At 62.8% G+C, this 23859-nt stretch carries 24 protein-coding genes; 14 read left to right on the forward strand and 10 right to left on the reverse strand.

The window, feature by feature from the left end; all coding sequences use genetic code 11:
• Positions 1–158: 158 nt before the first annotated feature.
• From AC3WLP_RS25540 to AC3WLP_RS25550, 3 genes are read left to right on the forward strand one after another with little or no spacing between them, the layout of a single operon-like run.
• Positions 159–818, forward strand: coding sequence for a paraquat-inducible protein A (locus AC3WLP_RS25540; RefSeq protein WP_012051108.1), 660 nt, complete (start codon positions 159–161; stop codon positions 816–818).
• Positions 805–1428: a paraquat-inducible protein A gene (locus AC3WLP_RS25545; protein ID WP_012051109.1), complete on the forward strand. Its 624-nt coding sequence runs from the start codon at positions 805–807 to the stop codon at positions 1426–1428. Before AC3WLP_RS25540 ends, AC3WLP_RS25545 begins: the two co-directional genes overlap by 14 nt.
• Entirely contained in the window at positions 1421–3721 is a 2301-nt protein-coding gene (locus AC3WLP_RS25550) for a PqiB family protein (protein ID WP_004577289.1), read from the forward strand. Before AC3WLP_RS25545 ends, AC3WLP_RS25550 begins: the two co-directional genes overlap by 8 nt.
• A gap of 235 nt (positions 3722–3956) precedes the next feature.
• Here the strand turns inward: AC3WLP_RS25550 and rpsT are convergent, their stop codons facing one another.
• Positions 3957–4235 carry a 30S ribosomal protein S20 gene (rpsT, locus tag AC3WLP_RS25555; RefSeq protein WP_003247625.1) on the reverse strand — a complete coding sequence of 93 codons (279 nt, stop codon included), beginning with the start codon at positions 4233–4235 and terminating at the stop codon, positions 3957–3959.
• Positions 4236–4485: 250 nt separating this feature from the next.
• Between rpsT and murJ the strand changes: the two genes are divergently transcribed.
• The 6 genes from murJ to ispH all read left to right on the forward strand — a co-directional run bounded on the left by murJ (position 4486) and on the right by ispH (position 11821).
• On the forward strand, positions 4486–6024 hold the full coding sequence (gene murJ / locus AC3WLP_RS25560; RefSeq protein WP_012051111.1) for a murein biosynthesis integral membrane protein MurJ: 1539 nt from the start codon (positions 4486–4488) through the stop codon (positions 6022–6024).
• Between the two features lie 118 nt (positions 6025–6142).
• The gene (gene ribF, locus AC3WLP_RS25565; protein WP_029611809.1) at positions 6143–7093 is read left to right on the forward strand and encodes a bifunctional riboflavin kinase/FAD synthetase; all 951 of its coding nucleotides are present in this window, start codon (positions 6143–6145) and stop codon (positions 7091–7093) included.
• Positions 7090–9921 (forward strand): isoleucine--tRNA ligase, encoded by a 2832-nt coding sequence (ileS, locus tag AC3WLP_RS25570; protein WP_088513561.1) that lies wholly within the window; start codon positions 7090–7092, stop codon positions 9919–9921. Before ribF ends, ileS begins: the two co-directional genes overlap by 4 nt.
• Positions 9914–10429, forward strand: a complete 516-nt coding sequence (gene lspA / locus AC3WLP_RS25575) for a signal peptidase II (RefSeq protein WP_003247609.1) — start codon at positions 9914–9916, stop codon at positions 10427–10429. The genes ileS and lspA overlap by 8 nt, the downstream gene beginning before the upstream one ends.
• A complete protein-coding gene (gene fkpB, locus AC3WLP_RS25580; protein ID WP_003247607.1) occupies positions 10422–10859 on the forward strand; it encodes an FKBP-type peptidyl-prolyl cis-trans isomerase in 438 nt (145 codons plus the stop codon). Before lspA ends, fkpB begins: the two co-directional genes overlap by 8 nt.
• A gap of 14 nt (positions 10860–10873) precedes the next feature.
• On the forward strand, positions 10874–11821 hold the full coding sequence (gene ispH / locus AC3WLP_RS25585) for a 4-hydroxy-3-methylbut-2-enyl diphosphate reductase (protein ID WP_088513560.1): 948 nt from the start codon (positions 10874–10876) through the stop codon (positions 11819–11821).
• Between the two features lie 76 nt (positions 11822–11897).
• Here ispH and AC3WLP_RS25590 read toward each other — a convergent pair whose 3' ends face one another.
• Positions 11898–12380 carry a GspH/FimT family pseudopilin gene (locus AC3WLP_RS25590; RefSeq protein WP_088513559.1) on the reverse strand — a complete coding sequence of 161 codons (483 nt, stop codon included), beginning with the start codon at positions 12378–12380 and terminating at the stop codon, positions 11898–11900.
• 109 nt (positions 12381–12489) lie between these two features.
• On the opposite strand from AC3WLP_RS25590, the gene AC3WLP_RS25595 reads away from it, so the two are divergent.
• Genes AC3WLP_RS25595 through thiO form a run of 5 tightly spaced genes read left to right on the forward strand, consistent with a single transcriptional unit; the run spans position 12490 to position 15311 of the window.
• Positions 12490–12672 carry a type IV pilus modification PilV family protein gene (locus AC3WLP_RS25595; RefSeq protein ID WP_004577285.1) on the forward strand — a complete coding sequence of 61 codons (183 nt, stop codon included), beginning with the start codon at positions 12490–12492 and terminating at the stop codon, positions 12670–12672.
• Entirely contained in the window at positions 12669–13307 is a 639-nt protein-coding gene (locus tag AC3WLP_RS25600; protein WP_088513558.1) for a PilW family protein, read from the forward strand. The genes AC3WLP_RS25595 and AC3WLP_RS25600 overlap by 4 nt, the downstream gene beginning before the upstream one ends.
• Positions 13304–13768 (forward strand): hypothetical protein, encoded by a 465-nt coding sequence (locus AC3WLP_RS25605; protein ID WP_088513557.1) that lies wholly within the window; start codon positions 13304–13306, stop codon positions 13766–13768. The genes AC3WLP_RS25600 and AC3WLP_RS25605 overlap by 4 nt, the downstream gene beginning before the upstream one ends.
• 1 nt (position 13769) lies before the next feature.
• Positions 13770–14159 carry a type IV pilin protein gene (locus AC3WLP_RS25610; protein ID WP_088513556.1) on the forward strand — a complete coding sequence of 130 codons (390 nt, stop codon included), beginning with the start codon at positions 13770–13772 and terminating at the stop codon, positions 14157–14159.
• Positions 14160–14213: 54 nt separating this feature from the next.
• A complete protein-coding gene (gene thiO / locus AC3WLP_RS25615) occupies positions 14214–15311 on the forward strand; it encodes a glycine oxidase ThiO (protein ID WP_004577282.1) in 1098 nt (365 codons plus the stop codon).
• A gap of 212 nt (positions 15312–15523) precedes the next feature.
• On the opposite strand, the gene AC3WLP_RS25620 is transcribed toward thiO, so the two are convergent.
• The 8 genes from AC3WLP_RS25620 to AC3WLP_RS25655 form a co-directional block, all read right to left on the reverse strand.
• Positions 15524–16933, reverse strand: a complete 1410-nt coding sequence (locus AC3WLP_RS25620; protein WP_088513555.1) for an amidase — start codon at positions 16931–16933, stop codon at positions 15524–15526.
• Position 16934: 1 nt separating this feature from the next.
• Complete coding sequence (locus AC3WLP_RS25625; RefSeq protein WP_088513554.1) at positions 16935–18212, reverse strand: Zn-dependent hydrolase; 1278 nt, start codon at positions 18210–18212, stop codon at positions 16935–16937.
• Positions 18213–18325: 113 nt separating this feature from the next.
• Positions 18326–19021 carry an ABC transporter ATP-binding protein gene (locus AC3WLP_RS25630; protein ID WP_003247569.1) on the reverse strand — a complete coding sequence of 232 codons (696 nt, stop codon included), beginning with the start codon at positions 19019–19021 and terminating at the stop codon, positions 18326–18328.
• Positions 19021–19773, reverse strand: a complete 753-nt coding sequence (locus AC3WLP_RS25635) for an ABC transporter ATP-binding protein (RefSeq protein WP_012051121.1) — start codon at positions 19771–19773, stop codon at positions 19021–19023. Before AC3WLP_RS25635 ends, AC3WLP_RS25630 begins: the two co-directional genes overlap by 1 nt.
• Positions 19773–20792, reverse strand: a complete 1020-nt coding sequence (locus AC3WLP_RS25640; protein WP_003247567.1) for a branched-chain amino acid ABC transporter permease — start codon at positions 20790–20792, stop codon at positions 19773–19775. The genes AC3WLP_RS25635 and AC3WLP_RS25640 overlap by 1 nt, the downstream gene beginning before the upstream one ends.
• A 1-nt stretch (position 20793) precedes the next feature.
• A complete protein-coding gene (locus AC3WLP_RS25645; protein WP_003247565.1) occupies positions 20794–21654 on the reverse strand; it encodes a branched-chain amino acid ABC transporter permease in 861 nt (286 codons plus the stop codon).
• A gap of 65 nt (positions 21655–21719) precedes the next feature.
• Positions 21720–22922, reverse strand: coding sequence for an ABC transporter substrate-binding protein (locus tag AC3WLP_RS25650; RefSeq protein ID WP_003247562.1), 1203 nt, complete (start codon positions 22920–22922; stop codon positions 21720–21722).
• Positions 22923–23012: 90 nt separating this feature from the next.
• On the reverse strand, positions 23013–23777 hold the full coding sequence (locus tag AC3WLP_RS25655) for a FadR/GntR family transcriptional regulator (RefSeq protein ID WP_010951884.1): 765 nt from the start codon (positions 23775–23777) through the stop codon (positions 23013–23015).
• Positions 23778–23859 lie beyond the last annotated feature (82 nt).

Genomic DNA, 23859 nt, shown 5'->3' on the forward strand with positions numbered 1-23859 from the left:
AGATGGCACCGGCTTCGCCGGTGTTCGCGGGTAAACCCGCTCCTACGGGGAAGGGGGCAACGCCAGGCAGGGGCGCATACCCTCCAGGCCAATGTCGCCTCCCACAATTCGAGCCAGAACACTAGAATAGCCACCACGCACCTATTCAGAAGCGCCATATGTCCAATTCTGTCGAACCTGAAACCCTGGACCAGCTGCCGTTGGACGAGCTTGTCGCCTGCCATGAATGTGACCTGCTGCTGCGCAAGCCCGTGCTGCAGCATGATGAGAAAGCCCAATGCCCGCGCTGCGGCTACGAGCTCTATGCCCACCGGCACAATGTGGTCAATCGCAGCCTGGCCTTGGTACTGTCGGCCCTTTTGCTGTTCGTGCCGGCCAATTTCCTGCCGATCATGCAGTTGCACCTGCTTGGTCAGACTTCGGACGATACGGTCTGGAGTGGCGTGCTAGGCCTGTACAACTCGGGAATGCGCGGTGTTGCCGTAGTGGTGTTGCTCTGCAGCATGGTCATTCCGCTGGCGAAACTGCTCTGTCAGCTGGCTGTGCTGTTGAGCATCCGCTTGAACTTCGGGCGTGACTACGGCCTGGTCTTCTACCGCATCTATCACCATCTGCGTGACTGGGGCATGCTCGAGGTCTATTTCATGGGGGTGCTGGTGGCCATCGTCAAGCTGGTGGACCTGGCCGAACTGACCGTGGGCCTTGGGCTGTTCTGTTTCATCAGTCTGTTATTGATCCAGGTGTGGCTCGAGGTGGTGATGTCGCCCCACCAGATCTGGAGTGCGCTATCGGGGGAGGACCTGCATGCGGGCGATTGACGCAGGCATTGTTGTCTGCAATGAGTGTCACGAGCTGAACAGGCAAGAGCCAGACAGCACTTCGCAAACCTGCACACGCTGCGGCGCTGTCGTGCATGCACGCCGGCCGAACAGTATCGTGCGCACCTGGGCGTTGCTGATTGCGGCGTCGATCCTCTACATCCCGGCCAACATACTGCCGATCATGACCGTGAGTACCCTCGGTCAGGGCAGCCCGGACACCATCATGTCCGGCGTCATCACCCTGCTCAAGCATGGCATGGTGCCCATTGCGGCTGTGGTGTTCATTGCCAGTATCCTGGTCCCCACGTTCAAGCTGGTGGGCATCGGCTTGCTGTTGTACTCCGTTCAGCGGCGGCAACCGCTTTCGGCCCGGCAGCGGATATTGATGTACCGCTTCATCGAATTCATTGGGCGCTGGTCCATGCTGGATATCTTCGTCATTGCCATCCTGGTGGCAGTGGTGAATTTTGGCCGAATAGCCAGTGTCGAAGCCAACCTGGGCGCTGTCGCCTTCGCAACTGTGGTGATCCTGACAATGCTTGCCGCTTTAACTTTCGATCCCCGACTGATTTGGGATAACACGGAGTCGGATGACGACCATGAGTGACCTGCCAACGGCTAAAACCCGCCCAGCCTCGAACTGGTCGGCCATCTGGATCCTGCCTTTGATTGCGCTGATGATCGGTGGCTGGCTCGCGTGGCAGGCCTACCGCGACGCTGGCGTGGAAATTGAGGTCCGCTTCGAGTCGGGAGAGGGTATCGTCGCCAACAAGACTGAGGTCATCTACAAAGGCATGCCGGTTGGCAAGGTGAAAAGCCTGGTGCTCGACGCCAAGGGCGACACGCAGGGGGTGATCGCTACCATCGAGATGAACAAGGCTGCCGAGCCCCATCTAACCAAAGGCACGCGTTTCTGGCTGGTGAAGCCGAGTGTCAGCCTGGCTGGTATATCTGGCCTTGAAACACTGGTGTCGGGTAACTACATCGCTGTTAGCCCGGGTGAGGGGGAGCGTACCAAACGCTTTGTGGCATTGAAGGTGGCGCCACCGCTCTCGGATTCTGAACCAGGCCTACACCTGACCCTCAAGGCAGACAGGCTAGGCTCGCTCAACCGTGACAGCCCGGTGTTCTACAAGCAGATTCAGGTTGGCCGGGTGAAAAGCTATCGCCTGTCCGAGGACCAGAGCACCGTAGAGGTGAAAGTCTTCATCGAGCCGGCCTACGCCAGCCTGGTGCGCAAGCACACGCGTTTCTGGAACGCCAGCGGTGTCAGCATCGATGCTTCGCTTTCGGGTGTGAAGGTGCGCAGTGAGTCGTTGTCGAGCATTGTGGCGGGTGGTATCGCCTTCGCCACGCCGGAGTACCGCAAGGACAGCCCGCCCACCGATCCAAGCCTGCCGTTCCGCCTGTACGAGGACTTCGATGCAGCCCAGGCGGGTATCCGGGTAAAAGTGAAGCTGAGCGATTATGAAGGCCTGCAGGCGGGTCGCACGCCGGTCATGTACAAGGGTATCCAGGTGGGCTCGCTGAAAGCCCTGAAGATGGAAGACAACCTGGCCAGCGCTTCGGCCGAGTTGACACTCGACCCGCTGACTGAGGACTACCTGGTAGACGGGACGCAGTTCTGGGTAGTCAAACCGTCGATTTCCCTGGCGGGAATCACGGGCCTGGAGGCGCTGGTCAAAGGTAACTACATCGCCATTCGTCCTGGTGAGAAGGGCGCACGGCCAGAGCGTGAGTTCGAGGCGCGTGCCAAGGCGCCGCCGCTCGACCTCAAAGCGCCGGGCCTGCACATGGTGTTGTTCGCCGACACCTTGGGTTCGCTGGAAATCGGCAGCCCGGTGATGTATCGCCAGGTGAAGGTGGGTAGCGTGCAGAGCTATCAGTTCGCCCGTAACAGCAACCGCATCCTGATCGGTGTGCATATCGAGAAGGAGTACGAGAAGCTGGTCAATGGTTCGTCGCGCTTCTGGAACGTCAGTGGGATCACCCTGACCGGCGGCCTGTCGGGCATCAAGATCAAGAGTGAGTCGCTGCAAACACTGATGGCCGGCGGTATTGCGTTCGATACGCCACGGCCCGATGTACCGCTGAAGCGACACATTCCACGCTTCCGCCTGCATGACAGCCAGGAGGCGGTAAACCGTGCGGGTACGTTGATCACCATCCGTGTAGAGCGTGCCGATGGCCTGAAACCGGGCACGGCCATCCGCTTCCGCGGCCTGGATGTGGGCAGCATCGAGAGCGTCGACCTCACCGATGACCTGCAGGCGGTGCTGCTACGGGCGCGCATTACCGAAGCGGCGGATCGTATTGCCCGTGCCGGTACGCAGTTCTGGGTGGTCAAGCCGGCCCTGGGCCTGGTGCGCACTGAAAACCTGGACACCTTGATAGGTGGGCAGTACCTGGAAGTGCAGCCAGCAGCCAAGAACCGTGGGCCACAGCGCGATTTCATCGCCTTGGCCGAAGCACCGCAGGTAGCAGGGCCAGAGGTCGGCCTGCCATTGACGCTCAGTGCGCCACGCCGCGGCTCGATCAAGCCGGGTGTGCCGGTTACCTATCGTGAGGTTACGGTGGGCAAGGTGACAGGCTTCGAGCTGGGCCAGAGCGCTGACCGCGTGCTGATTCATATCCTCATCGAGCCGCGCTATGCCGCCTTGGTGCGCAGCGGTAGCCGCTTCTGGAACAGCAGTGGTTTCGGTTTCGACTGGGGTCTGTTCAAGGGCGCTACAGTGCGTACCGAGTCGGTGGAAACCCTGATCGATGGCGGTATCGCCTTTGCAACGCCAGATGGCGAGCAGATGGGTAACCCGGCACGGCCGCAACAGACCTTTGCCTTGTTCGAAAAGGCCGAGGATGAATGGCTGCAGTGGGCACCGAAGATTCAAATCGCCAAGTGATGTAAAAGTAGGGCCGCCAAACGCGGCCCCGCTTTTTTGTGGGAGCGGCCTTGCGTCGCGAAAGGGGCGCGTAGCGGCCCCTCAGTCTCAGCGCAGAAGCTGAGATTGCCGGGGCTGCTCTGCAGCCCTTTCGCGCCACACAGAGATTGAGTCCCACATGGAGCTGTGCCCGCAAGCATAAATCGCAGGCAACAAAAAACCGACCCTAGGGTCGGTTTTTCGACTAGCGCGTCGCTTAGGCAGCTGCAGCTTCTTTCAGCGCCTTGATGTGGCCATTCAGACGGCCTTTGTGACGAGCAGCCTTGTTCTTGTGGATGATACCCTTGTCGGCCATACGGTCGATTACAGGTACAGCCAGAACGTAAGCGGCTTGCGCTTTTTCGGCGTCTTTTGCGTCGATGGCTTTAACTACATTCTTGATGTAGGTGCGGACCATGGAACGCAGGCTGGCGTTGTGGCTGCGACGCTTCTCAGCCTGTTTTGCACGTTTCTTGGCGGAAGGTGTGTTGGCCACCGTCGAGCTCCTCGAAAGACTTTAGGTAAATAGCAAACAAAATAGGCCGCGAATCATGCCGATCAGTCGAGCGGATGTCAAGGCCACCTGCAAGGTTCCGCCGAGCGGTGCGCCAACAAGCGGGAAAGATTCCTTTCTGCTGCGCGACCTGTACACTCGGGAATTTTTGGCTCCCCTGCGAAGGCGCGGGAGTATCGCACATTCGGACGCTGTCTGGCAGCGTCCTCTGTCATTGGCGTGAATCTTTTCGATGAACCTGCTCAAATCCCTGGCTGCAGTAAGCTCGATCACCATGATTTCGCGGGTGCTGGGCTTTGTTCGCGACACCATCCTGGCCCGCATCTTTGGTGCTGGTGTCGCTACCGATGCCTTCTTCATCGCGTTCAAGCTGCCCAACCTGTTGCGGCGCATCTTCGCCGAAGGCGCATTCTCCCAGGCCTTCGTGCCGATTCTGGCCGAGTACAAGACCCAGCAGGGCGAGGAGGCGACGCGCACCTTCATTGCCTATGTCAGCGGCCTTCTGACCCTGGTGCTGGCCCTGGTGACCGCCATCGGCATCCTCGCTGCACCGTGGGTGGTGTGGGCGACGGCCCCGGGTTTTGTCGACAGCACCGAAAAATACGCGCTGACCACCGACCTGTTGCGGGTGACGTTTCCTTATATATTCCTGATCTCGCTGTCTTCCCTGGCCGGAGCGATCCTCAATACCTGGAACCGCTTTTCGGTGCCGGCCTTCACGCCTACCTTGCTGAACGTGGCGATGATCGCCTTCGCCGTGTTGCTGACGCCGTACTTCAACCCGCCAATCATGGCGTTGGCCTGGGGCGTGCTGGCGGGTGGCCTGGCGCAGTTGCTGTACCAGCTGCCAGCGCTGAAGAAGATCGGCATGCTCGTGCTACCGCGTCTGAACCTCAAGGACACGGGTGTGTGGCGGGTACTGAAGCAGATGCTGCCGGCGATCCTGGGGGTGTCGGTGAGCCAGATCTCGCTGATCATCAACACCATCTTCGCCTCCTTCCTGGTGGCCGGCTCGGTGTCGTGGATGTACTACGCCGACCGCCTCATGGAGCTGCCTTCCGGTGTGTTGGGCGTTGCTCTGGGCACCATCCTGCTGCCGACCCTGGCCAAGACCTACGCCAACAAGGACCGCGAGGAGTACTCACGGATTCTCGACTGGGGCCTGCGCCTGTGCTTCCTGCTGGTGCTGCCCTGCACCCTGGCTTTGGCCATTCTTGCCGAGCCGCTGACCGTTGCGCTGTTTCAATATGGCAAGTTCAGCGCGTTTGATGCGGCCATGACCCAGCGGGCGTTGATCGCCTATTCCGTGGGCTTGCTGGCGATCATTCTGATCAAGGTACTGGCACCTGGCTTCTATGCGCAGCAGAATATTCGCACGCCGGTGAAGATCGCAGTCTTCACCTTGGTCTGCACCCAGCTGTTCAACCTTGCCTTGGTCGGCCCGCTTGCACATGCCGGCCTGGCATTGGCGATCAGCCTCGGTGCTTGCCTGAATGCCGGTTTGCTGTTCTGGAAGCTGCGCAGTCAGCAGCTGTTCGAGCCTCAGCCTGGCTGGGCAGTGTTCCTGCTCAAGCTTGTGTTGGCAGTGACGCTGATGTCGGCAGTATTGCTGGCGGGCATGCACTATATGCCGGCCTGGGAGCAGGGCATTATGCTTGAGCGCTTCCTGCGGCTTGGGGCGCTGATCCTGGCGGGCGTCGTGACGTATTTTGGCTGCCTGTACCTGTGTGGCTTCAGGCCCCGGCATTTCGCTCGCAAGGCCTTGCACTGAGGCTTTTGGCGGGTCAGGCGTCGGTTTTTCGCATTCCACGCCGCCCTTGGGCGCTGCTGCCTGTCACCAGCGCCCGGGTGTGGTTATAATCGGCCACTTTATGAGCAAGAAGCGCGTTATGCAGCTGGTTCGAGGTCTTCACAACCTGCGCCCCGAGCACCGGGGCTGTGTCGCCACCATTGGCAACTTCGACGGGGTTCACCGCGGCCACCAGGCAATCCTGGCGCGCCTGCGCGAGCGCGGTCAGGCCTTGGGCCTGCCGACCTGCGTGGTGATCTTCGAACCGCAACCACGCGAGTACTTCGCACCCGATACCGCGCCAGCGCGCCTGGCCCGGTTGCGCGACAAGATAGAGCTGCTGGCGACCGAAGGTATCGACCGGGTGCTGTGCCTGGCGTTCAACCATCGTCTGAGCAAGCTCAGTGCCGATGCCTTCGTCAAGGCCATCCTGGTCGACGGCCTGGGCGTGCGTCATCTCGAAGTGGGCGATGACTTCCGCTTCGGCTGCGACCGCGCTGGCGACTTCGCTTTCCTGGTCGAGGCCGGCAACGCGTACGGCTTTACCGTCGAGGCCGCCAACACGGTCATCCAGGACGGCCTGCGGGTCAGCAGCACCGAAGTGCGCAAGGCCTTGTCCGAGGGCAACTTCGAGCTGGCCGAACACCTGCTGGGCCGCCCGTACCGCATTACAGGCCGCGTGCTGCACGGCCAGAAGCTGGCCCGCCAGCTCGGCACACCAACCGCCAACATCCAGCTCAAGCGCCGTCGCGTGCCGCTGTCCGGGGTATACCTGGCCAGCATCGTGATCGACGGCAAAGCTTGGCCGGGTGTCGGCAATATCGGCGTGCGCCCCACCGTTGCCGGTGATGGGCGCCCGCACCTGGAGATTCATCTTCTGGACTTTGCCGGCGATCTTTACGGCCGGCGCCTGACGGTGGAGTTCCACCACAAGCTGCGTGAAGAGCAGCGATTCGCCTCCCTGGAGGCGCTGAAGTCGGCGATCGATGCGGATATCGCCGCCGCACGTGCACATTGGCACGCTCAACCGCTAACGAAGAGCCTGAAATGACCGACTACAAAGCCACGCTTAACCTTCCGGACACCGCCTTCCCCATGAAGGCCGGCCTGCCTCAGCGCGAACCGCAGATCCTGCAGCGCTGGGACAGCATTGGCCTGTACCAGAAGCTGCGCGAAATTGGCAAGGATCGTCCCAAGTTCGTCCTGCACGACGGCCCGCCCTATGCCAACGGCAAGATTCACATCGGTCATGCGCTGAACAAGATCCTCAAGGACATGATCGTCCGTTCCAAGACCCTGGCCGGCTTCGATGCGCCGTATGTACCGGGCTGGGACTGCCATGGCCTGCCGATCGAGCACAAGGTCGAGGTTACCCACGGCAAGCACCTCTCCGCCGACCGCACCCGCGAGCTGTGCCGCGAGTACGCTGCCGAGCAGATCGAAGGGCAGAAGACCGAGTTCATCCGCCTGGGCGTGCTGGGTGACTGGGACAACCCATACAAGACCATGAACTTCGCCAACGAGGCCGGTGAAATCCGCGCCCTGGCCGAGATGGTCAAGCAAGGCTTCGTGTTCAAGGGCCTGAAGCCGGTGAACTGGTGCTTTGATTGCGGTTCGGCGCTGGCTGAAGCGGAAGTCGAGTACGCCGACAAGAAGTCGCAGACCATCGACGTGGCCTTCCCGGTTGCCGATGAGGCCAAGCTGGCCGCCGCCTTCGGTCTGGCCTCGCTGACCAAGCCGGCCGCCATCGTGATCTGGACCACCACCCCGTGGACCATCCCGGCCAACCAGGCCCTGAACATCCACCCGGAATTCAAGTACGCCCTGGTCGACACCGGCGAGCGCCTGCTGGTGCTGGCTGAAGAGCTGGTCGAGTCGTGCCTGAAGCGCTACAACCTGGAAGGTTCGGTTGTTGCCACCGCCCAAGGTTCGGCGCTGGAGCTGATCAACTTCCGCCATCCGTTCTACGATCGCCTGTCGCCAATCTACCTGGCCGACTACGTCGAGCTGGGTGCCGGTACCGGCGTGGTGCATTCCTCGCCAGCCTACGGTGAAGACGACTTCGTCACCTGCAAGCGCTACGGCATGGTCAACGACGACATCCTTACCCCGGTGCAGAGCAACGGCGTGTATGTCGAGTCGCTGCCATTCTTCGGCGGCCAGTTCATCTGGAAGGCCAACCCGGCCATCGTCGAGAAACTGAGCGAAGTCGGTGCGCTGATGCACACCGAAACCATCAGCCACAGCTATATGCACTGCTGGCGCCACAAGACCCCGCTGATCTACCGCGCCACCGCGCAGTGGTTCGTGGGCATGGACAAGCAGCCGAGCACCGGCGAGCCGCTGCGTGAGCGTGCGCTGAAAGCCATCGAAGACACCAAGTTCGTCCCGGCCTGGGGCCAGGCGCGCCTGCACGCGATGATCGCCAACCGCCCGGACTGGTGCATCTCGCGTCAGCGCAACTGGGGTGTGCCGATCCCGTTCTTCCTGCACAAGCAGACCGGCGAGCTGCATCCGCGCACTGTCGAACTGATGGAAGAAGTGGCCAAGCGTGTCGAGCAGCAAGGCATCGAGGCCTGGTTCAAGCTGGACGCCGCCGAACTGCTGGGCGCTGAAGCCGACCAGTACGACAAAATCGCTGACACCCTCGACGTGTGGTTCGACTCCGGTACCACCCACTGGCACGTACTGCGTGGCTCGCACGACATCGGCCACGCCACCGGCCCGCGCGCTGACCTGTACCTGGAAGGTTCCGACCAACACCGCGGCTGGTTCCACTCGTCCTTGCTGACCGGTTGCGCCATCGACAACCACGCGCCGTACCGCGAGCTGCTGACCCACGGCTTCACCGTGGACGAGAACGGCCGCAAGATGTCCAAGTCGCTGGGTAACACCATCGAGCCGGAGAAGGTCAACAACACCCTGGGTGCCGATATCCTGCGCCTGTGGGTTTCGGCCACCGACTATTCCGGTGAAATGGCGGTTTCCGAGCAGATCCTGCAGCGCAGCGCCGATGCTTACCGGCGTATCCGTAATACCGCCCGCTTCCTGCTGTCCAACCTGTCCGGCTTCGACCCGGCCCGCGACCTGCTGGCCCCGGAAGACATGCTGGCGCTGGACCGCTGGGCCGTGGACCGTACCCTGCTGCTGCAACGCGAACTGGAAGAGCACTACAGCGAGTACCGTTTCTGGAACGTCTACTCCAAGGTGCACAACTTCTGCGTACAGGAGCTGGGCGGCTTCTACCTCGACATCATCAAGGACCGCCAGTACACCACCGGCGCCAACAGTGTCGCCCGCCGTTCCTGCCAGACTGCGCTGTACCACATCAGCGAGGCGCTGGTGCGCTGGATCGCGCCGATCCTGGCATTCACTGCCGACGAAATCTGGCAGTACCTGCCGGGCGAGCGCAACGAGTCGGTCATGCTCAACGGCTGGTACCAAGGCCTGAGCGAGCTGCCGGAAGGCACCGAGTTGGACCGCGCCTACTGGGACCGCGTGATGGCAGTGAAGGCATCGGTCAACAAGGAGCTGGAAAACCAGCGCACCGCCAAGGTCATCGGCGGCAACCTGCAAGCCGAAGTGACCCTGTACGCCGACGAAGGCCTGAGTGCCGACCTGGGCAAGCTGGGCGACGAGCTGCGCTTCGTGCTGATCACCTCGGCCGCTAGCGTGGTGCCGTTCGCACAGGCGCCGGCCGAAGCCGTAGCCACCGAAGTCGAAGGCCTCAAGCTGAAAGTGGTCAAGTCCGGCCACGCCAAGTGCGGCCGTTGCTGGCACTTCCGCGCCGATGTCGGCAGCCACCCGGAGCACCCGGAAATCTGCAGCCGTTGTGTCGACAACCTGAGCGGCCAGGGTGAGGTGCGCCACTATGCCTAACCCTGCAGCGGGGCGCTTCGGGCGCCTTGCATGGCTTTGGCTGAGCTTGCTGGTTCTGGTCATCGACCAGGCCACCAAGCTGTACTTCAACAACGCCCTGACCATGTACCAGCAGATCGTGGTCATTCCTGACTACTTCAGCTGGACCCTGGCTTACAACACCGGTGCCGCGTTCAGCTTCCTGGCTGATGGTGCAGGTTGGCAGCGCTGGTTGTTCGCCCTGATCGCCGTGGTGGTCAGCGCGGTGCTGGTGGTGTGGCTCAAACGCCTGGGGCGCAACGAGACCTGGCTGGCCGTGGCGCTGGCGCTGGTGCTGGGTGGGGCGATTGGCAACCTGTACGACCGCATCGTGCTGGGCCATGTGGTCGACTTCATCCTGGTGCACTGGCAGAACCGTCATTACTTCCCGGCCTTCAACGTGGCCGACAGCGCCATCACCGTTGGTGCGGTGATGCTGGCGCTGGATATGTTCAAGAGCAAGAAGTCCGAGGATCCGGTCCATGACTGACACCCGTATCGGCCAGAACACCGAAGTCACCCTGCACTTCGCGCTGCACCTGGAAAACGGCGACACCGTCGACAGCACGTTCGATAAAGCCCCGGCCACCTTCAAAGTGGGTGATGGCAACCTGCTGCCGGGTTTTGAAAACGCCCTGTTCGGCTTCAAGGCCGGTGACAAGCGCACCGTGGTGGTTGCCCCGGAGAACGCCTTCGGCCAGCCTAACCCGCAGAACGTACAGGTTATGCCGAGGTCCAACTTCGAAGGCATGGAGTTGTCCGAAGGGTTGCTGATCATCTTCAACGACGCCGCCAACACCGAGCTGCCGGGTGTGGTCAAAGCGTTCGATGACGACCAGGTCACCATCGACTTCAATCACCCACTGGCTGGCAAGACCCTGACCTTCGAGGTGGAGATCCTCGAGGTGAAGGCCCTGTAAGCCTGGAGCCGAGCATGCAAATCAAACTCGCCAACCCGCGCGGCTTCTGCGCCGGGGTCGACCGGGCGATCGAGATCGTCAACCGCGCGCTGGAAGTCTTCGGCCCGCCGATCTATGTGCGCCACGAAGTGGTGCACAACAAGTTCGTGGTGGAAGACTTGCGTAACCGCGGCGCCATCTTTGTCGAAGAGCTGGACCAGGTGCCGGACGATGTCATCGTCATCTTCAGTGCCCACGGTGTTTCCCAGGCTGTGCGCCAGGAAGCTGCTGGCCGTGGCCTGAAAGTGTTCGATGCTACCTGCCCGCTGGTGACCAAGGTTCACATCGAAGTGGCCAAGTACAGCCGCGATGGCCGTGAGTGCATTCTCATCGGCCACGAAGGGCACCCGGAAGTCGAAGGCACCATGGGCCAGTACGATGCCAGCAACGGCGGCGCCATCTACCTTGTCGAAGACGAGGAAGATGTTGCCAACCTGCAGGTGCGCGACCCGAACCACCTGGCTTTCGTCACCCAGACAACACTGTCGATGGACGACACCAGCCGCGTCATCGATGCGCTGCGTGCGCGCTTCCCGAACATCGGTGGCCCGCGCAAGGACGACATCTGCTACGCCACCCAGAACCGCCAGGACGCCGTCAAGCAACTGGCCGGCGAGAGCGACGTGGTGCTGGTGGTCGGCAGCCCGAACAGTTCCAACTCCAACCGTTTGCGTGAGCTGGCTGAGCGCATGGGCACCCCGGCCTACCTGATCGACGGTGCCGAGGACCTGCAACGCGGCTGGTTTGACCAGGCCGCGCGCATCGGCATCACCGCCGGTGCTTCTGCGCCCGAAGTGCTGGTGCGTGGCGTGATCGAACAGCTCAAGGCCTGGGGCGCCACTGGCGCTGAAGAGCTGGACGGGCGCGAAGAGAACATCACCTTTTCAATGCCCAAAGAGCTGCGGGTTCGCTCGCTGATCTGACGGGCAGCACCGCCGCCAATGCAGGGGCTGCTTTGCAGCCCTTTCGCGACACAAGACCGCTCCTGCAATGACCGCGCTAGCAGCGGTCATTGCTCAGGTCCTCCGTATGCAACCTGACTCTGCCGCTTGATGCCAGCACCACCTGATATCGGCTGCGAGCAGCGGCGCGTTCGCACATTTCCAGTGTTGCGCCCAACCAGCTGTTGCCCGACGTCATGGGCACGCCCAGCGCACTGAATTTGAACTGCTCACCGCGATTGCTGGTTATTTTCAGCGGCTTTGAAAGGCGCTGTTCGCGCAGCAGCTGCCGGTTATGCTCCAGCACTACCCGCCACCCATTCCCCCAATTACCGTCCAGCGCCAGCACCAGCACCGGCTGACCCTGCAACAGCGCATGGCTGCGTGCACTGCGCAGCGCCTGCGCCAGATCACGGGCAGCCGCCGCCCGGTGCAGGTCATCGCTCATTCGGGCGTAGGCCGGCATGCCCAGTTGGGTCAGCAAGACCGCCACGGCCAAGGCCGACAACATTTGTATCAGTGTTACGCCGCGTTGCTTCACCGTGCATTCCTCCCTGGACGTGCTTGGCTATAGCTTCCTGGCGGTTGGACAAGAGGTCCAGTCGCCCAAGTTGAAAGCAATGACCGGAAAAGTCGCAGGAGGTGCAGGGATGCACGCAAGGCAAGGGGGCATGACGCTTCTGGAAGTGCTGTTGGCGATCGTGATCGTGGCCGCAGGTCTGTTCGCAACGGCTGCGATGCAATTGCAGGCATTGCAGGCTGCGGACAGCGCGCGCCGGGATGGCCTGGCGGCGATGGCGCTGCACAGCGAACATGAGCGCAGGCGGCGATGAGGCGCTGTCAGGCAGGGTTTGGCTTGCTTGAGATGGTGGTGGCGCTGGCGATCGGATTGATGCTGCTGGCGGCGGCCAGCCAGCTTTTTGTCTCCGCGCACCAGACTTGGCGCCTGCAAAGTACGGCAGTGCGCATGCAGGATTCTGCGCGGCTTGCATTGCTGCGCATGGCGCAGGATATCCGCATGGCCGGGATGTTCGGTTGCCTGCGCCTGAGCCCAGACGACTTTCTGGTCTCCGGCGCGGAGCAGGCCTTTACCCGGCCCTTGGCGAGCGGCCCGTCAAGTTTGAGCCTGGTCGTCGCTGAGTTACCAGGGTATGCCGGCGACCCCGACTGGACCTTGCTGACAAACTGTATCAACACGGTGGAGGTACACAAGGAGCGCGCGCAAGGTAGCGACACGCTTATGGCTGTGCCTGTCAGCCGGCATCGCTATGCTCACGTTGGAAGTACGCTTTACTTCGAGCGGCGCGGCCGCAATCAGCCCTTGGTCGATCACGTGCGCGAACTGCGTGTGGTGCAGGTGGCTGGAGAGCGGATCGATCTTCAGCTGACATTGTATGAGCCGACCTTGCAGCTTGAGCAGCACCATACGCTGAGCGTGGCATTGCGTAACCCGGTGCCGGCTTCATGAACCGCCAGCGGGGTGTTGTCCTGTTGTTGGCGTTGGTGCTCAGCGTCCTGCTGGGCCTGCTTGCCACATCTGCCCTGCGTGACGCGCTGGTGGAAACGCGGATGACCGGCTACCTGAGCGATGGCCTGCTGGCGCTGGAAGAGGCTGAGGCCACTTTGCTGGCCGGGGTACGCGAACTTGAACGGGCGCCCCCTGACGTTTGTAACGCGTGCCTGCCGCCGCCCAGGCCGCACGATCTGGTTGGGCAGTGGCAAGGTACCCAGACCGGCTTTTTCCAGCTACAGAACCTGGGTGTCAGCAAACGTGCCGCGCACATGCCCGAAGGGCAGCCGGTTAGCCTGTTCCGGATTACCGCCGTCAGCAAGCAAAGCCGCTCACGGCATGTGCTGGAAGCGGTCTACGCCGTGGCTGGCAATCAAACCCAACGCATCACCTGGCGGCAAAGATTGCGAGGAGACTGACATGCAGCAAGGCTTGAGCCTGATCGAGTTGTTGATTGTGCTGGCCGTGACCGGCATTCTGGCAGCCATTGCCTACCCCAGTTACAGCGACCAGCTTCGGCGAGCCGCGCGCAGCGAAGTGGTTGGCCTGCTGCATGATGCCGCCCTGCGCCTGGAGCGCCACCGCGTGCGCACTGGCCAATACGCCGAGGGCGACCTGGTCTTGCCCGAAGGTACCCGCTACTACAGCCTTCAGGCCCAGCGCGACAGTGACACCTTCACGCTGCGCGCCCGGCGGCTACCGCATGGGCTGATGGCGCAGGATGGCTGTGGCGATTTCCAGCTCGACCAGGCTGGCATGCAGCGCAATCCGGGTGCCGTTGAGCACAGCAGGCACTGCTGGGGAAGCTGAAGGTTCAATGATGCCCGGTGCATCGCGGTTTTACTTCAGGTGTTGGATCGACAGATGAGCAAGCAAGTAGTGGTGGTCGGCGGCGGGGTGATCGGCCTGCTGACGGCATTCAACCTGGCAGCCAAGGTCGGCCAGGTGGTGGTGTGCGATCAGGGTGAGGTTGGCCGAGAGTCGTCCTGGGCTGGCGGAGGCATTGTCTCGCCGTTGTACCCGTGGCGCTACAGCGCCGCAGTGACCGCTCTGGCGCATTGGTCGCAGGACTTTTATCCACAGCTGGGCGAGCGTCTGTTCGCCAGCACTGGCGTCGACCCCGAAGTTCACACCACCGGGCTGTACTGGCTCGACCTGGACGACGAGGCTGAAGCGTTGGCCTGGGCCGCGCGCGAGCAGCGGCCGCTGAGTGCCGTGGATATTTCGGCGGCCTACGATGCGGTGCCGGTGCTGGGCCCGGGCTTCAAGCACGCCATCTACATGGCTGGCGTGGCCAATGTGCGCAACCCACGCTTGGTCAAGTCGCTGAAAGCGGCGTTGCTGGCGTTGCCAAACGTGACCTTGCGCGAACACTGCCAGATCACCGGCTTCGTGCAGGAAAAGGGGCGCGTGACCGGTGTACAGACGGCTGATGGCGTACTGGCGGCGGATGAGGTTGTGCTCAGTGCTGGCGCCTGGAGTGGCGACCTGTTGCGTACCCTTGGCCTTGAACTGCCGGTGGAGCCCGTGAAGGGCCAGATGATCCTGTTCAAGTGCGCTGAAGACTTCTTGCCGAGCATGGTGCTGGCCAAGGGACGTTATGCAATCCCGCGACGTGACGGGCACATTCTGGTGGGGAGCACGCTGGAACACGCCGGGTATGACAAGACCCCGACCGGGGATGCGTTGGAAAGTCTGAAGGCATCGGCGGTGGAGTTGTTGCCAGAGCTTGAAGGCGCCACAGTGGTGGCGCACTGGGCGGGACTGCGGCCGGGGTCGCCAGAAGGCATCCCTTACATTGGGCCTGTGCCAGGGCATGAAGGGTTGTGGCTGAATTGTGGGCATTATCGCAATGGGCTGGTGTTGGCGCCGGCTTCGTGCCAGCTGTTTACCGATTTGCTGACAGGGGCCGAGCCGATTATCGATCCGGCGCCGTATGCGCCAGAAGGGCGTTTGGGCTGAGGGCCTCTTCGCGGGTAAACCCGCTCCCACACGAGCGGGTTCACCCGCGAAAGGGCCGCAGAGGCCAATACAGATTTCAGCCAGTAATCGGTGCGTGTAGGAGCGGGTTCACCCGCGAAAGGGCCACAGAGGCCCATACAGATTTCAGCCAGTAATCGGTGCGTGTAGGAGCGGGTTCACCCGCGAAAGGGCCACAGAGCCCCATACAGATTTCAGCCAGTAATCGGTGCTTGCAAGTGCCGGCTCGGATAATGCTGCTCATACACCTTGCACACCCGCAGCACTTGCTCATCGGCAAAGCGCCCGGCCACCACCTGCAGGCCCACCGGCAACCCCTCGCGGGTAAACCCGCAGGGCACCGAGGCTGCCGGCTGTTGGGTCAGGTTGAACGGATAGCTGAACGGCGTCCATTCCATCCATTGCGCCATCCCCGACCCAGGCGGCACGTTGTGTCCGGCTTCGAACGCCGCCAACGGCAGCATCGGCGTTACCAGCACGTCATATCGCTGATGAAAGGCATTCATCTTCGCAATCAATTCTGCCCGTGCCTCTAGCGCCTGGGTGTATTCGCCAAGGCTGATCTGTGCGCCTTGTTCGGCAATCCAGCGCAGCCCCGGGTCAAGCAACGCTTTCTGCTCATCGCTCAAGGCACTGGCCAACCGCGCCGCACCGGCAAACCACAGGGTATTGAAGGTTTCCAGCGGGTCGCTGAAGCCCGGGTCCACTTCCTCTACCTGTGCACCCAACCGCGCCAGGCGCTGCACCGCTTGCGCCACCAGTGCCTGGATCTGTGGGGCGACCTGCACGTAACCGAAGTTGGCGCTGTAGGCGATGCGTAGGCCGCTCAGATCTTGCTGCTGGCTGAGCCACGGCGCCTGCCGGGGAGCGCCGGCCAAACCGTCGCGGGCATCGGGGCGCGCTACGCAGTCAAGCATCAGCACCGAGTCGTCCACGGTACGCGTCATCGGCCCCAGGTGCGACAGCACGGTCATGGCGCTGGCCGGCCATTGCGGCACATAGCCGAAGGTCGGTTTGATGCCGAAGGTGCCGGTGAAGGCGCAAGGGATGCGAATCGAACCACCGGCATCGCTGCCCTGATGCAGCACCCCCAGGTTCAGCGCGGCGGCTGCCGCAGCACCACCAGACGAACCACCGGCAGTCAGCCTGGTATCCCAAGGGTTGCGGGTAATGCCGTACAGCGGGTTGTCGGTCACGCCTTTCCAGCCGAACTCCGGCGTGGTGGTCTTGCCCACCAGCACAGCACCGGCTTCACGCATGAAGGCGCTGAAGGGCGCATCGATTTCCCACGGGCCGGTACCCGAGGTTGTACGCGAGCCTTTGCGGGTGGGCATGCCGCGGGTCAGGGTCAGGTCCTTGATCGAGGCGGGTACGCCATCCAGTCGGCCACAGGGCTCGCCGCGCTGCCAGCGTTGTTCGCTGGCGCGGGCGGCGGCGCGGGCACCTTCGCCGTCGACATGGCAGTAGGCGTTGACCGCCGGGTTATGCAGGTCGATGCGCGCCAGCACATCGTCGACCACCTCGACGGGTGACAACTGGCGGCGCTGGTACAGTTCGAGCAGTTCGACGGCGGTGAGTTCGCCAATCGCGGTTTTCTGGGTCATTTCAACGGGCTCCCGGGTTGGCGGCCTGGAACATGGCGCGCAACAGGACGTCGCAACCATCGGCCAAGTCCTGGGGCGCGGCATTTTCGATTTCGTTGTGGCTGATGCCGCCTTCGCATGGCACGAAGATCATCCCGGCCGGGCCCAGCTCGGCGAGGAAGATTGCATCGTGACCGGCGCCGCTGACGATATCCATGTGGCTCAGGCCCAGCGCGCGCGCCCCCTGGCGCACGGCATCCACGCACTGCTCGGCGAAGTACAGAGGCGGGAAGTCGGCTGTGGGGGTCAGCTGATAGCTCAGGCCATGTTTCGCCGTGCTGTTTTCGATGGCTGCGCGCACTTCGCTGACCATGGCGTCGAGGTGCCCAGGGTCGAGGTGGCGCAGGTCGATGGTCATGTGCACCTGGCCGGGGATGACGTTGCGCGAGCCTGGGTGCAAGGTCAGGCAGCCGACCGTGCCGCAGGCATGTGGCTGGTGCGCGTGAGCGACGCGGTTGACTGCAGCCACCACCTCGGCTGCGCCGACCAATGCGTCCTTGCGCAGGTGCATGGGTGTGGGGCCTGCATGCGCCTCGACGCCGGTAAGGGTCAGGTCGAACCATTTTTGCCCCAGGCAGCCCTGGACCACGCCGATGGTGGTGCGTTGGTCTTCCAGCACCGGGCCTTGCTCGATATGCGCTTCGAAGTAGGCGCCCACGGCATGCCCGGTGGGCACGCGCGGGCCGGCGTAGCCGATGCGTTGCAACTCAGCGCCGACCGACAGACCTTGGTCATCGATCTTTTCCAGGGTTTCCTGCAGGCCGAACTTACCGGCAAACACGCCCGAGCCCATCATGCAGGGCGGGAAGCGCGAACCTTCTTCGTTGGTCCATACCACCACTTCCAGCGGGGCTTCGGTGGTCAGGTGCAGGTCGTTGAGCGTGCGCATCACTTCGAGGCCGGCCATGACGCCGTAGCAGCCATCGAACTTGCCGCCGGTGGGTTGGGTGTCGATGTGGCTGCCGGTCATGATGGGCGGTAGGGCAGGGTTGCGCCCGGGGCGGCGTGCGAAGATATTGCCGATGGCGTCGACGCTAACCGTGCAGCCGGCCTCTTCGCACCAGTGGACGAACAGGTCGCGCGCCTGGCGGTCGAGGTCGGTCAGGGCCAGGCGGCATACGCCGCCCTTGGCGGTGGCGCCGAGTTGGGCCAGGTCCATCAATGATTGCCACAGGCGCTCGCGGTTGATCAGAGGGCCTTGGCCGAGCAGGTGCAGCGGGGGATCGATGCGGGTGTTCATGGTTCAGCTCTCCTGAAAGTAATCAGTTGCTTGTACTGGCCTCTTCGCGGGCAAGCCCGCTCCTACAGGTCATCCACAGGCCAGAGGTCTTTGCGGGCGTGCTTCTCTGCTGATCAGGCGCTAAGGGCCAGGTAACGGTTCTTGATGCTCGGGTCCTCGCGGAACTGCGCTGCACTGCCCTGGTAAGCGACGCGGCCTTGCTCCAGCACATAGTGGCGATCAGCAAGGGCATCGCAGACCATCAGGTTCTGCTCTACCAGCAAGATCGACAGCCCTTCGTCCTTGATCCGTCGCAGGATCTTCACCAGTTCATCGACAATCACCGGGGCCAGGCCTTCGGTGGGCTCGTCGAGGATCAGCAGCCTGGGGCCGTTGAGCAGGGCGCGGGCGATGGCGAGCATCTGTTGCTCGCCACCGGACAGGGCAAAACCACCGTTGCGGCGACGCTCCTTCAGGCGCGGGAACATGCTGTACACGTCCTCCAACTGCCAGCGGCTGGTCTTGCGCACGGCAATCTTCAGGTTCTCCTCGACGCTGAGCTGGCGAAAGATGCCGCGGTGCTCCGGCACCAGGGCAATGCCCTGCCGGGCGATATCGAAGATTTCGCGGCCGACCAGTTGCTGGCCGTTGAAGCTGATCTGCCCCTGCCGTGGGCGGACGATGCCGAGGATGCTGCGCAAGGTGGTGGTCTTGCCTGCACCGTTGCGCCCCAGCAGCGTTACCAGTTCGCCTGCCTCGACCTTGAGCGAGACACCTTCGAGCACATGGCTCTTGTCGTAGTAGGAATGGATCGAATCGACATTGAGCATCAGGCGGCCTCTCCAAGGTAGGCGGTGCGTACGCGCTCGTCGTTGCGCACCTGTTCAGGGGTACCCTCGACCAGGATCTGGCCGTGACTCATCACCGTGATGCGCTGGCTGATCGACATGACAATGCTCATGTTGTGCTCGATCAGTAGCACGGTATGGTCGCGCCCAAGGTCGCTGATCAGGTCGGTCATCACCGGGATGTCGTCGATGCCCATGCCCGAAGTGGGTTCGTCGAGCATCAGCAGGGTGGGCTTGGCGCAGATCGACATGCCCACTTCCAGCACCCTTTGCTGGCCGTGCGACAGCTCGCCCGCCAGTGTTTCGGCACGGGCGCTCAGCTTCAGGCGCTCCAGCACCTGATCGGCGGTGTTCCAGTGGCTGCGCTTGTGCTCGACGCTGCGCCAAAAGTTCAGCGCGCCCAGGCCATCACGGCCCTGGGCGGCCAGGCGCAGGTTCTCGCGCACTGAAAGGTTCTGGAACAGGCTGGTGAGCTGAAACGAGCGCGCCATGCCAAGCGCCACCCGCCCGTGGGACGGCTTGCGAATGATGTCCTGGCCATTGAACAGGATCTTGCCGGCAGTGGCCTGACGTTCGCCGGTCAGGCAGTGGAACAGGCTGGTCTTGCCGGCGCCGTTGGGGCCGATAATGGTGTGGATGGTGCCGGCGCGCACTTTGAGGTCAACGCCCGCGACCGCCTTGAACGGCCCGTAGGCCAGCTCCAGCTGGCGGGTTTCCAGGAGGTAGTCGCTCATCACAGGGTCTCCTTGGTCTTGGCCTGGGGTTTGTCATCGGCATTGCGGGTGGCCAGCAGGCGCTTGCCCAGTTCGGTCAGGCCACCCCACAGGCCGCCACGCATGAACACCACCACCAGAATCAGGATCACCCCCAGCAGCATCAGCCAGCGTGGCCAAAGTTCCGACAGCACGTCACCCAGCAGCACGATGGCGCCGGCCCCCAGCAGCGAGCCGAACAGTGAGCCGGTGCCGCCGACGATGGTCATGATCAGGATGTTCTCGCTCATCATCAGGTCGATGTTCGACAGCGGCGCAAAGTGCAGCAGCATGGCGTACAGCGCCCCGGCGATGCCGGTGATGGCGCCCGACAGCATGAACACCAGAATCTTGAAATGGCGGGTGTCGTAGCCGATGGCGGCGGCGCGGGTCTCGTTCTCACGGATAGCCAGCAGGGTGCTGCCGAATGGCGAACGGATCACCCGCAGGGCTGCGGCGAAGATCAACAGGAACAGCACCGCGACGAACACATAAAAGTGCCGTGGGTCGGCCAGGTCGACCAGCACATGGCCGGCGATTTCGATATTCGGCCGTGGCACATCAAGCAGGCCGTTGTCACCGCCGGTCCAGCCGCTGAGGGTATAGGCCAGGAAGTAGGCCATCTGGCTGAAGGCCAGGGTCAGCATGACGAAGTAGATGCCCGTACGCCGAATTGCCAGTGCGCCCACCAGCAGCGCGAGGAAGGCGCCGAACACAGCTGCGCCAAGCAGCGCGGCGAACATGCCCCACTGCAGGTGGATCATCAGCAGCGCTGCGCCATAGGCGCCCACGCCAAAGAAGATGCCCTGGCCGAACGACAGCAGTCCGGTGTAGCCGAGTAGCAGGTTGCAGGCCAGTGCGGCCATGGCAAAGATCAGGATCTCGGTGGCCAGGGTGGCCGAGGGCAGCAACAGCGGCAGCGCCACCAGGCTGGCAACTACCAGCGACAGCAGCGCCGGGGCGCGGCCCTTGGCGACTGGCAATGGGTTTTTCTCGCTCATCTCAGGCTCTCCCGAACAGGCCGTAGGGACGGACCAGAATCACTGCTGCCATGGCGCCATAGATCATCAGGCTGGCGCCTTGCGGCCAGAGACTGGTCATCATGCTTTGCACCACACCCACCAGCAGGCCGCCAACCAGCGCCCCGCCGAACGACCCCATGCCGCCAATCACCACCACCACGAAGGCAATGCCGAGGATTTCCGGGCCGACGAAGGGCTGGGCGCCCCGTAGCGGCGCAAACAGCACACCCGCCACACCTGCCAGGCCCACGCCCAGGGCGAATGTCAGGGAGAACAGGCGGAAAATGTTGGTGCCCAACAGCGACACGGTCTCGGTGCTTTCGCTACCGGCCCGCACCAGTGCGCCGAAGCGGGTGCGCTCCAGCAGCAGCCACAGGCCAATACCGATCAGCGCCGCGAAGCCGATCAGGAACAAGCGGTAGTAGGGGTAGATGAAGTCGCCGAGTATCAGCACCCCGCGCAGTTCAGGTGGCACGGCAATGTTCTTGCCCACCGGGCCCCAGATCAGCACCGACGCTTCCTGGATGATCAGCGCGATGCCGAGGGTGACGAGGATCTGGAAGGTGTGCGGCAGGTGGTAGATGCGTTTGATCAACAGGCGCTCGACCGCCCAGGCCAGCGCGGCCACCACCAGTGGCGCAATCAGCAGCGCCAGCCAGAAGTTGCCGGTGACGGCCACGGCGGTATAGCACAGGTAGGCGCCCAGCAAGAAAAACGCGCCGTGGGCGAAGTTGACGAAGTTGAGCAGGCCGAAAATGATCGTCAGGCCCACGGCGATGAGGAAGTAGATCATCCCCAGGCCCAGGCCGTTGAGCAGTTGGAACAGGTACAAATCGAGCATGAGCGTGCCCTCGACAGCGCGCCGGGCGGCTGCCTGTACAAGTGTTTGTGACTAACGCCGCAGCTTCAGGCCAGGGCGCAACCGGTGTGATCGACCTCGACGAACGAGCGGCCCGAACTGATGACTTCGGCCAGGTCGTCCTCGTCGCGCATCTGCCCCTGGGGCTTGCCGCGCAGCAGGTAGTAATCCTTGAGCACCTGGTGGTCACCCGGGCGGATCAGTTCTTCGCCGGTCGGGCCCTGGAAGCGCATGCCCTGCAATGCCGCAGACACGGCGGCCCCGTCCAGGCTGCCGGCCTTGACGATGGCCTCGAGCATCACCTTGGTGCCGATGTAGTCGGCGGCCAGCGGGTAGTTGGGGTTGATGCCATAGGCCTTGCGGGTGGCGGCGACCAACTGTTTGTTCAGCGGGGTGTCGACCTGGTGCCAGTACTGCGCACCCAGGTACACGCCCTCGAGCACGTCGCTGCCCAGCTCCTGGAACTGGTCGAGGCCGGCAGACCACACCATCAGCACTTTCATGCGGTCCTTGATGCCGAAGTTGACCGCCTGGCGCAGGGCGTTGGAGGCCTGGCTACCGAAGTTGAGCAGCACCAGCACGTCGGGCTTGGCGGCGATGGCGTTGGTCAGGTAGCCGGAAAATTCCTGCTCCTGCAGCGAGTGGTAGCTGTTGCCGATGTGTTCCACGCCGAGCTCGGCGAACACTTTGCGGGCGTTGTCCAGCAGGGCATCGCCGAATACGTATTGCGGGGTGATGGTGTACCAGCGCTTGGCCTGGGGCAGCTGGCGGCTCATCGGCACCAGGGTTTCGCGGATGGCACCATAGGTGGGCACCGACCAGCGGAAGGTTGAGGCATTGCAGTCCTTGCCGGTGATTTCATCGGCGCCCACAGGCGTCATGAACACGCCGCCGGCTTTGTGGATTTCCTTGGACACCGCCAGTGCCGATGACGACAGGGTGCACCCCTGGAAGAAGCGTGCGCCATCCTGGCCGATGGCTTCCTGCACCTTGCGCACCGCCTTGCCGGCGTTGCCTTCGGTGTCGATGACTTTGTACTTGAGCGGGTGGCCGAGCAACTGCGGGTGCTCGGCGATGGCCAGGCGCGAGCCCATGTCGGCGTACTTGCCGTAGCTGGCGAAGGCGCCCGACATGGACTTGAGCCCATAGAAGGTCAGCGGTTGGTCGGCGAATGCCCGGTGTGCCCCCAAGGGGAGGCTACCTAAGGCACCCAGGGCAAGGCCTGCCTTGAGCAGGGTACGTCTTTGCATGAGTAACTCCTTGTTTGTGGTTATTAGGCAGGAGTGGCAATGACAAAGCGGGTACGGCCGGGCCTGTGTGCAGGCCTCTTTACAGGCGCATCAGTGGTGGTGATCGAACTCCAGCAGGAAGTTACGGGCAACCTCGCCTTCCAGCGCGGTCATATGGTGCTCGGCGTCGCACATGTGTTCGTGCATCAGCCGGCGTACGGCGGGTTCGTCGCTGGCGCGCAAGGCGGTCAGCAGTTGCTTGTGGTAGCCGATGTTGGCGGCGGCGAACTGCTGGCGCTTGGGCAGGTAGGCCTTTTTCAGCACCACCAGGTCGCGCAGCAGGTCGTTGAGGAACACCGCCATGAAACGCAGCAACGGGTTGGGGCAGCGGTCGGCCAGCAGGGTGTGGAATTCAAGCTCCGCCAAGCGCTGCTCACGCTGGCCTTCTTCGCTGTCTTCCGGCGCGCTGCAGAAGTCGATGTTGGCCTGCAGCGCGGCATAATCGGCCTCGCTCAGCTTGCCCATCACCGACACCGCCAGTTCTACCTCGATGACTTTGCGCAGCTGGTACACCTGTTCGCCGTCCAGGTGCTGGAAATGCAGGTAGTTGCGCAGCGCGCGGCTGGCTGGCTCGGTGCCCACTTCGTTCAGGTAGGCGCCCCCGGTCGGGCCGGTGCGGGTGCTGACCAGGCCTTCGACTTCGAGCGCCTTGAGCGCTTCGCGGGCGGTGCCCTTGGAACATTCGAAATGCTCCATCAGTTCACGCTCGGTGGGCAGGCGGTCGCCGGGGTGCAGCGCTTCGGTGACGATCGAGCGCTTGACTGATTCGACGATCACATCGGACAGCTTCTGGCGCTTGCGTTTGGGTTTGAGCATTTCGCTATTTTTCATATTTATGCGGATAAATAGGATTTAGCGAATTTTGGCCGGGCGGGTCAATGCTGGTGCTGGGGGAGTG

Source organism: Pseudomonas sp. FW305-E2, from assembly GCF_058782925.1.

Bases quoted from the DNA above. Each gene is read 5' to 3' on its own strand.
- AC3WLP_RS25540 (WP_012051108.1), top strand. From the start codon at position 159: ATGTCCAATTCTGTCGAACCTGAAACCCTGGACCAGCTGCCGTTGGAC.
- AC3WLP_RS25545 (WP_012051109.1), top strand. From the start codon at position 805: ATGCGGGCGATTGACGCAGGCATTGTTGTCTGCAATGAGTGTCACGAG.
- AC3WLP_RS25550 (WP_004577289.1), top strand. From the start codon at position 1,421: ATGAGTGACCTGCCAACGGCTAAAACCCGCCCAGCCTCGAACTGGTCG.
- murJ (WP_012051111.1), top strand. From the start codon at position 4,486: ATGAACCTGCTCAAATCCCTGGCTGCAGTAAGCTCGATCACCATGATT.
- ribF (WP_029611809.1), top strand. From the start codon at position 6,143: ATGCAGCTGGTTCGAGGTCTTCACAACCTGCGCCCCGAGCACCGGGGC.
- ileS (WP_088513561.1), top strand. From the start codon at position 7,090: ATGACCGACTACAAAGCCACGCTTAACCTTCCGGACACCGCCTTCCCC.
- lspA (WP_003247609.1), top strand. From the start codon at position 9,914: ATGCCTAACCCTGCAGCGGGGCGCTTCGGGCGCCTTGCATGGCTTTGG.
- fkpB (WP_003247607.1), top strand. From the start codon at position 10,422: ATGACTGACACCCGTATCGGCCAGAACACCGAAGTCACCCTGCACTTC.
- ispH (WP_088513560.1), top strand. From the start codon at position 10,874: ATGCAAATCAAACTCGCCAACCCGCGCGGCTTCTGCGCCGGGGTCGAC.
- AC3WLP_RS25595 (WP_004577285.1), top strand. From the start codon at position 12,490: ATGCACGCAAGGCAAGGGGGCATGACGCTTCTGGAAGTGCTGTTGGCG.
- AC3WLP_RS25600 (WP_088513558.1), top strand. From the start codon at position 12,669: ATGAGGCGCTGTCAGGCAGGGTTTGGCTTGCTTGAGATGGTGGTGGCG.
- AC3WLP_RS25605 (WP_088513557.1), top strand. From the start codon at position 13,304: ATGAACCGCCAGCGGGGTGTTGTCCTGTTGTTGGCGTTGGTGCTCAGC.
- AC3WLP_RS25610 (WP_088513556.1), top strand. From the start codon at position 13,770: ATGCAGCAAGGCTTGAGCCTGATCGAGTTGTTGATTGTGCTGGCCGTG.
- thiO (WP_004577282.1), top strand. From the start codon at position 14,214: ATGAGCAAGCAAGTAGTGGTGGTCGGCGGCGGGGTGATCGGCCTGCTG.
- AC3WLP_RS25620 (WP_088513555.1), bottom strand. From the start codon at position 16,933: ATGACCCAGAAAACCGCGATTGGCGAACTCACCGCCGTCGAACTGCTC.
- AC3WLP_RS25625 (WP_088513554.1), bottom strand. From the start codon at position 18,212: ATGAACACCCGCATCGATCCCCCGCTGCACCTGCTCGGCCAAGGCCCT.
- AC3WLP_RS25630 (WP_003247569.1), bottom strand. From the start codon at position 19,021: ATGCTCAATGTCGATTCGATCCATTCCTACTACGACAAGAGCCATGTG.
- AC3WLP_RS25635 (WP_012051121.1), bottom strand. From the start codon at position 19,773: ATGAGCGACTACCTCCTGGAAACCCGCCAGCTGGAGCTGGCCTACGGG.
- AC3WLP_RS25640 (WP_003247567.1), bottom strand. From the start codon at position 20,792: ATGAGCGAGAAAAACCCATTGCCAGTCGCCAAGGGCCGCGCCCCGGCG.
- AC3WLP_RS25645 (WP_003247565.1), bottom strand. From the start codon at position 21,654: ATGCTCGATTTGTACCTGTTCCAACTGCTCAACGGCCTGGGCCTGGGG.
- AC3WLP_RS25650 (WP_003247562.1), bottom strand. From the start codon at position 22,922: ATGCAAAGACGTACCCTGCTCAAGGCAGGCCTTGCCCTGGGTGCCTTA.
- AC3WLP_RS25655 (WP_010951884.1), bottom strand. From the start codon at position 23,777: ATGCTCAAACCCAAACGCAAGCGCCAGAAGCTGTCCGATGTGATCGTC.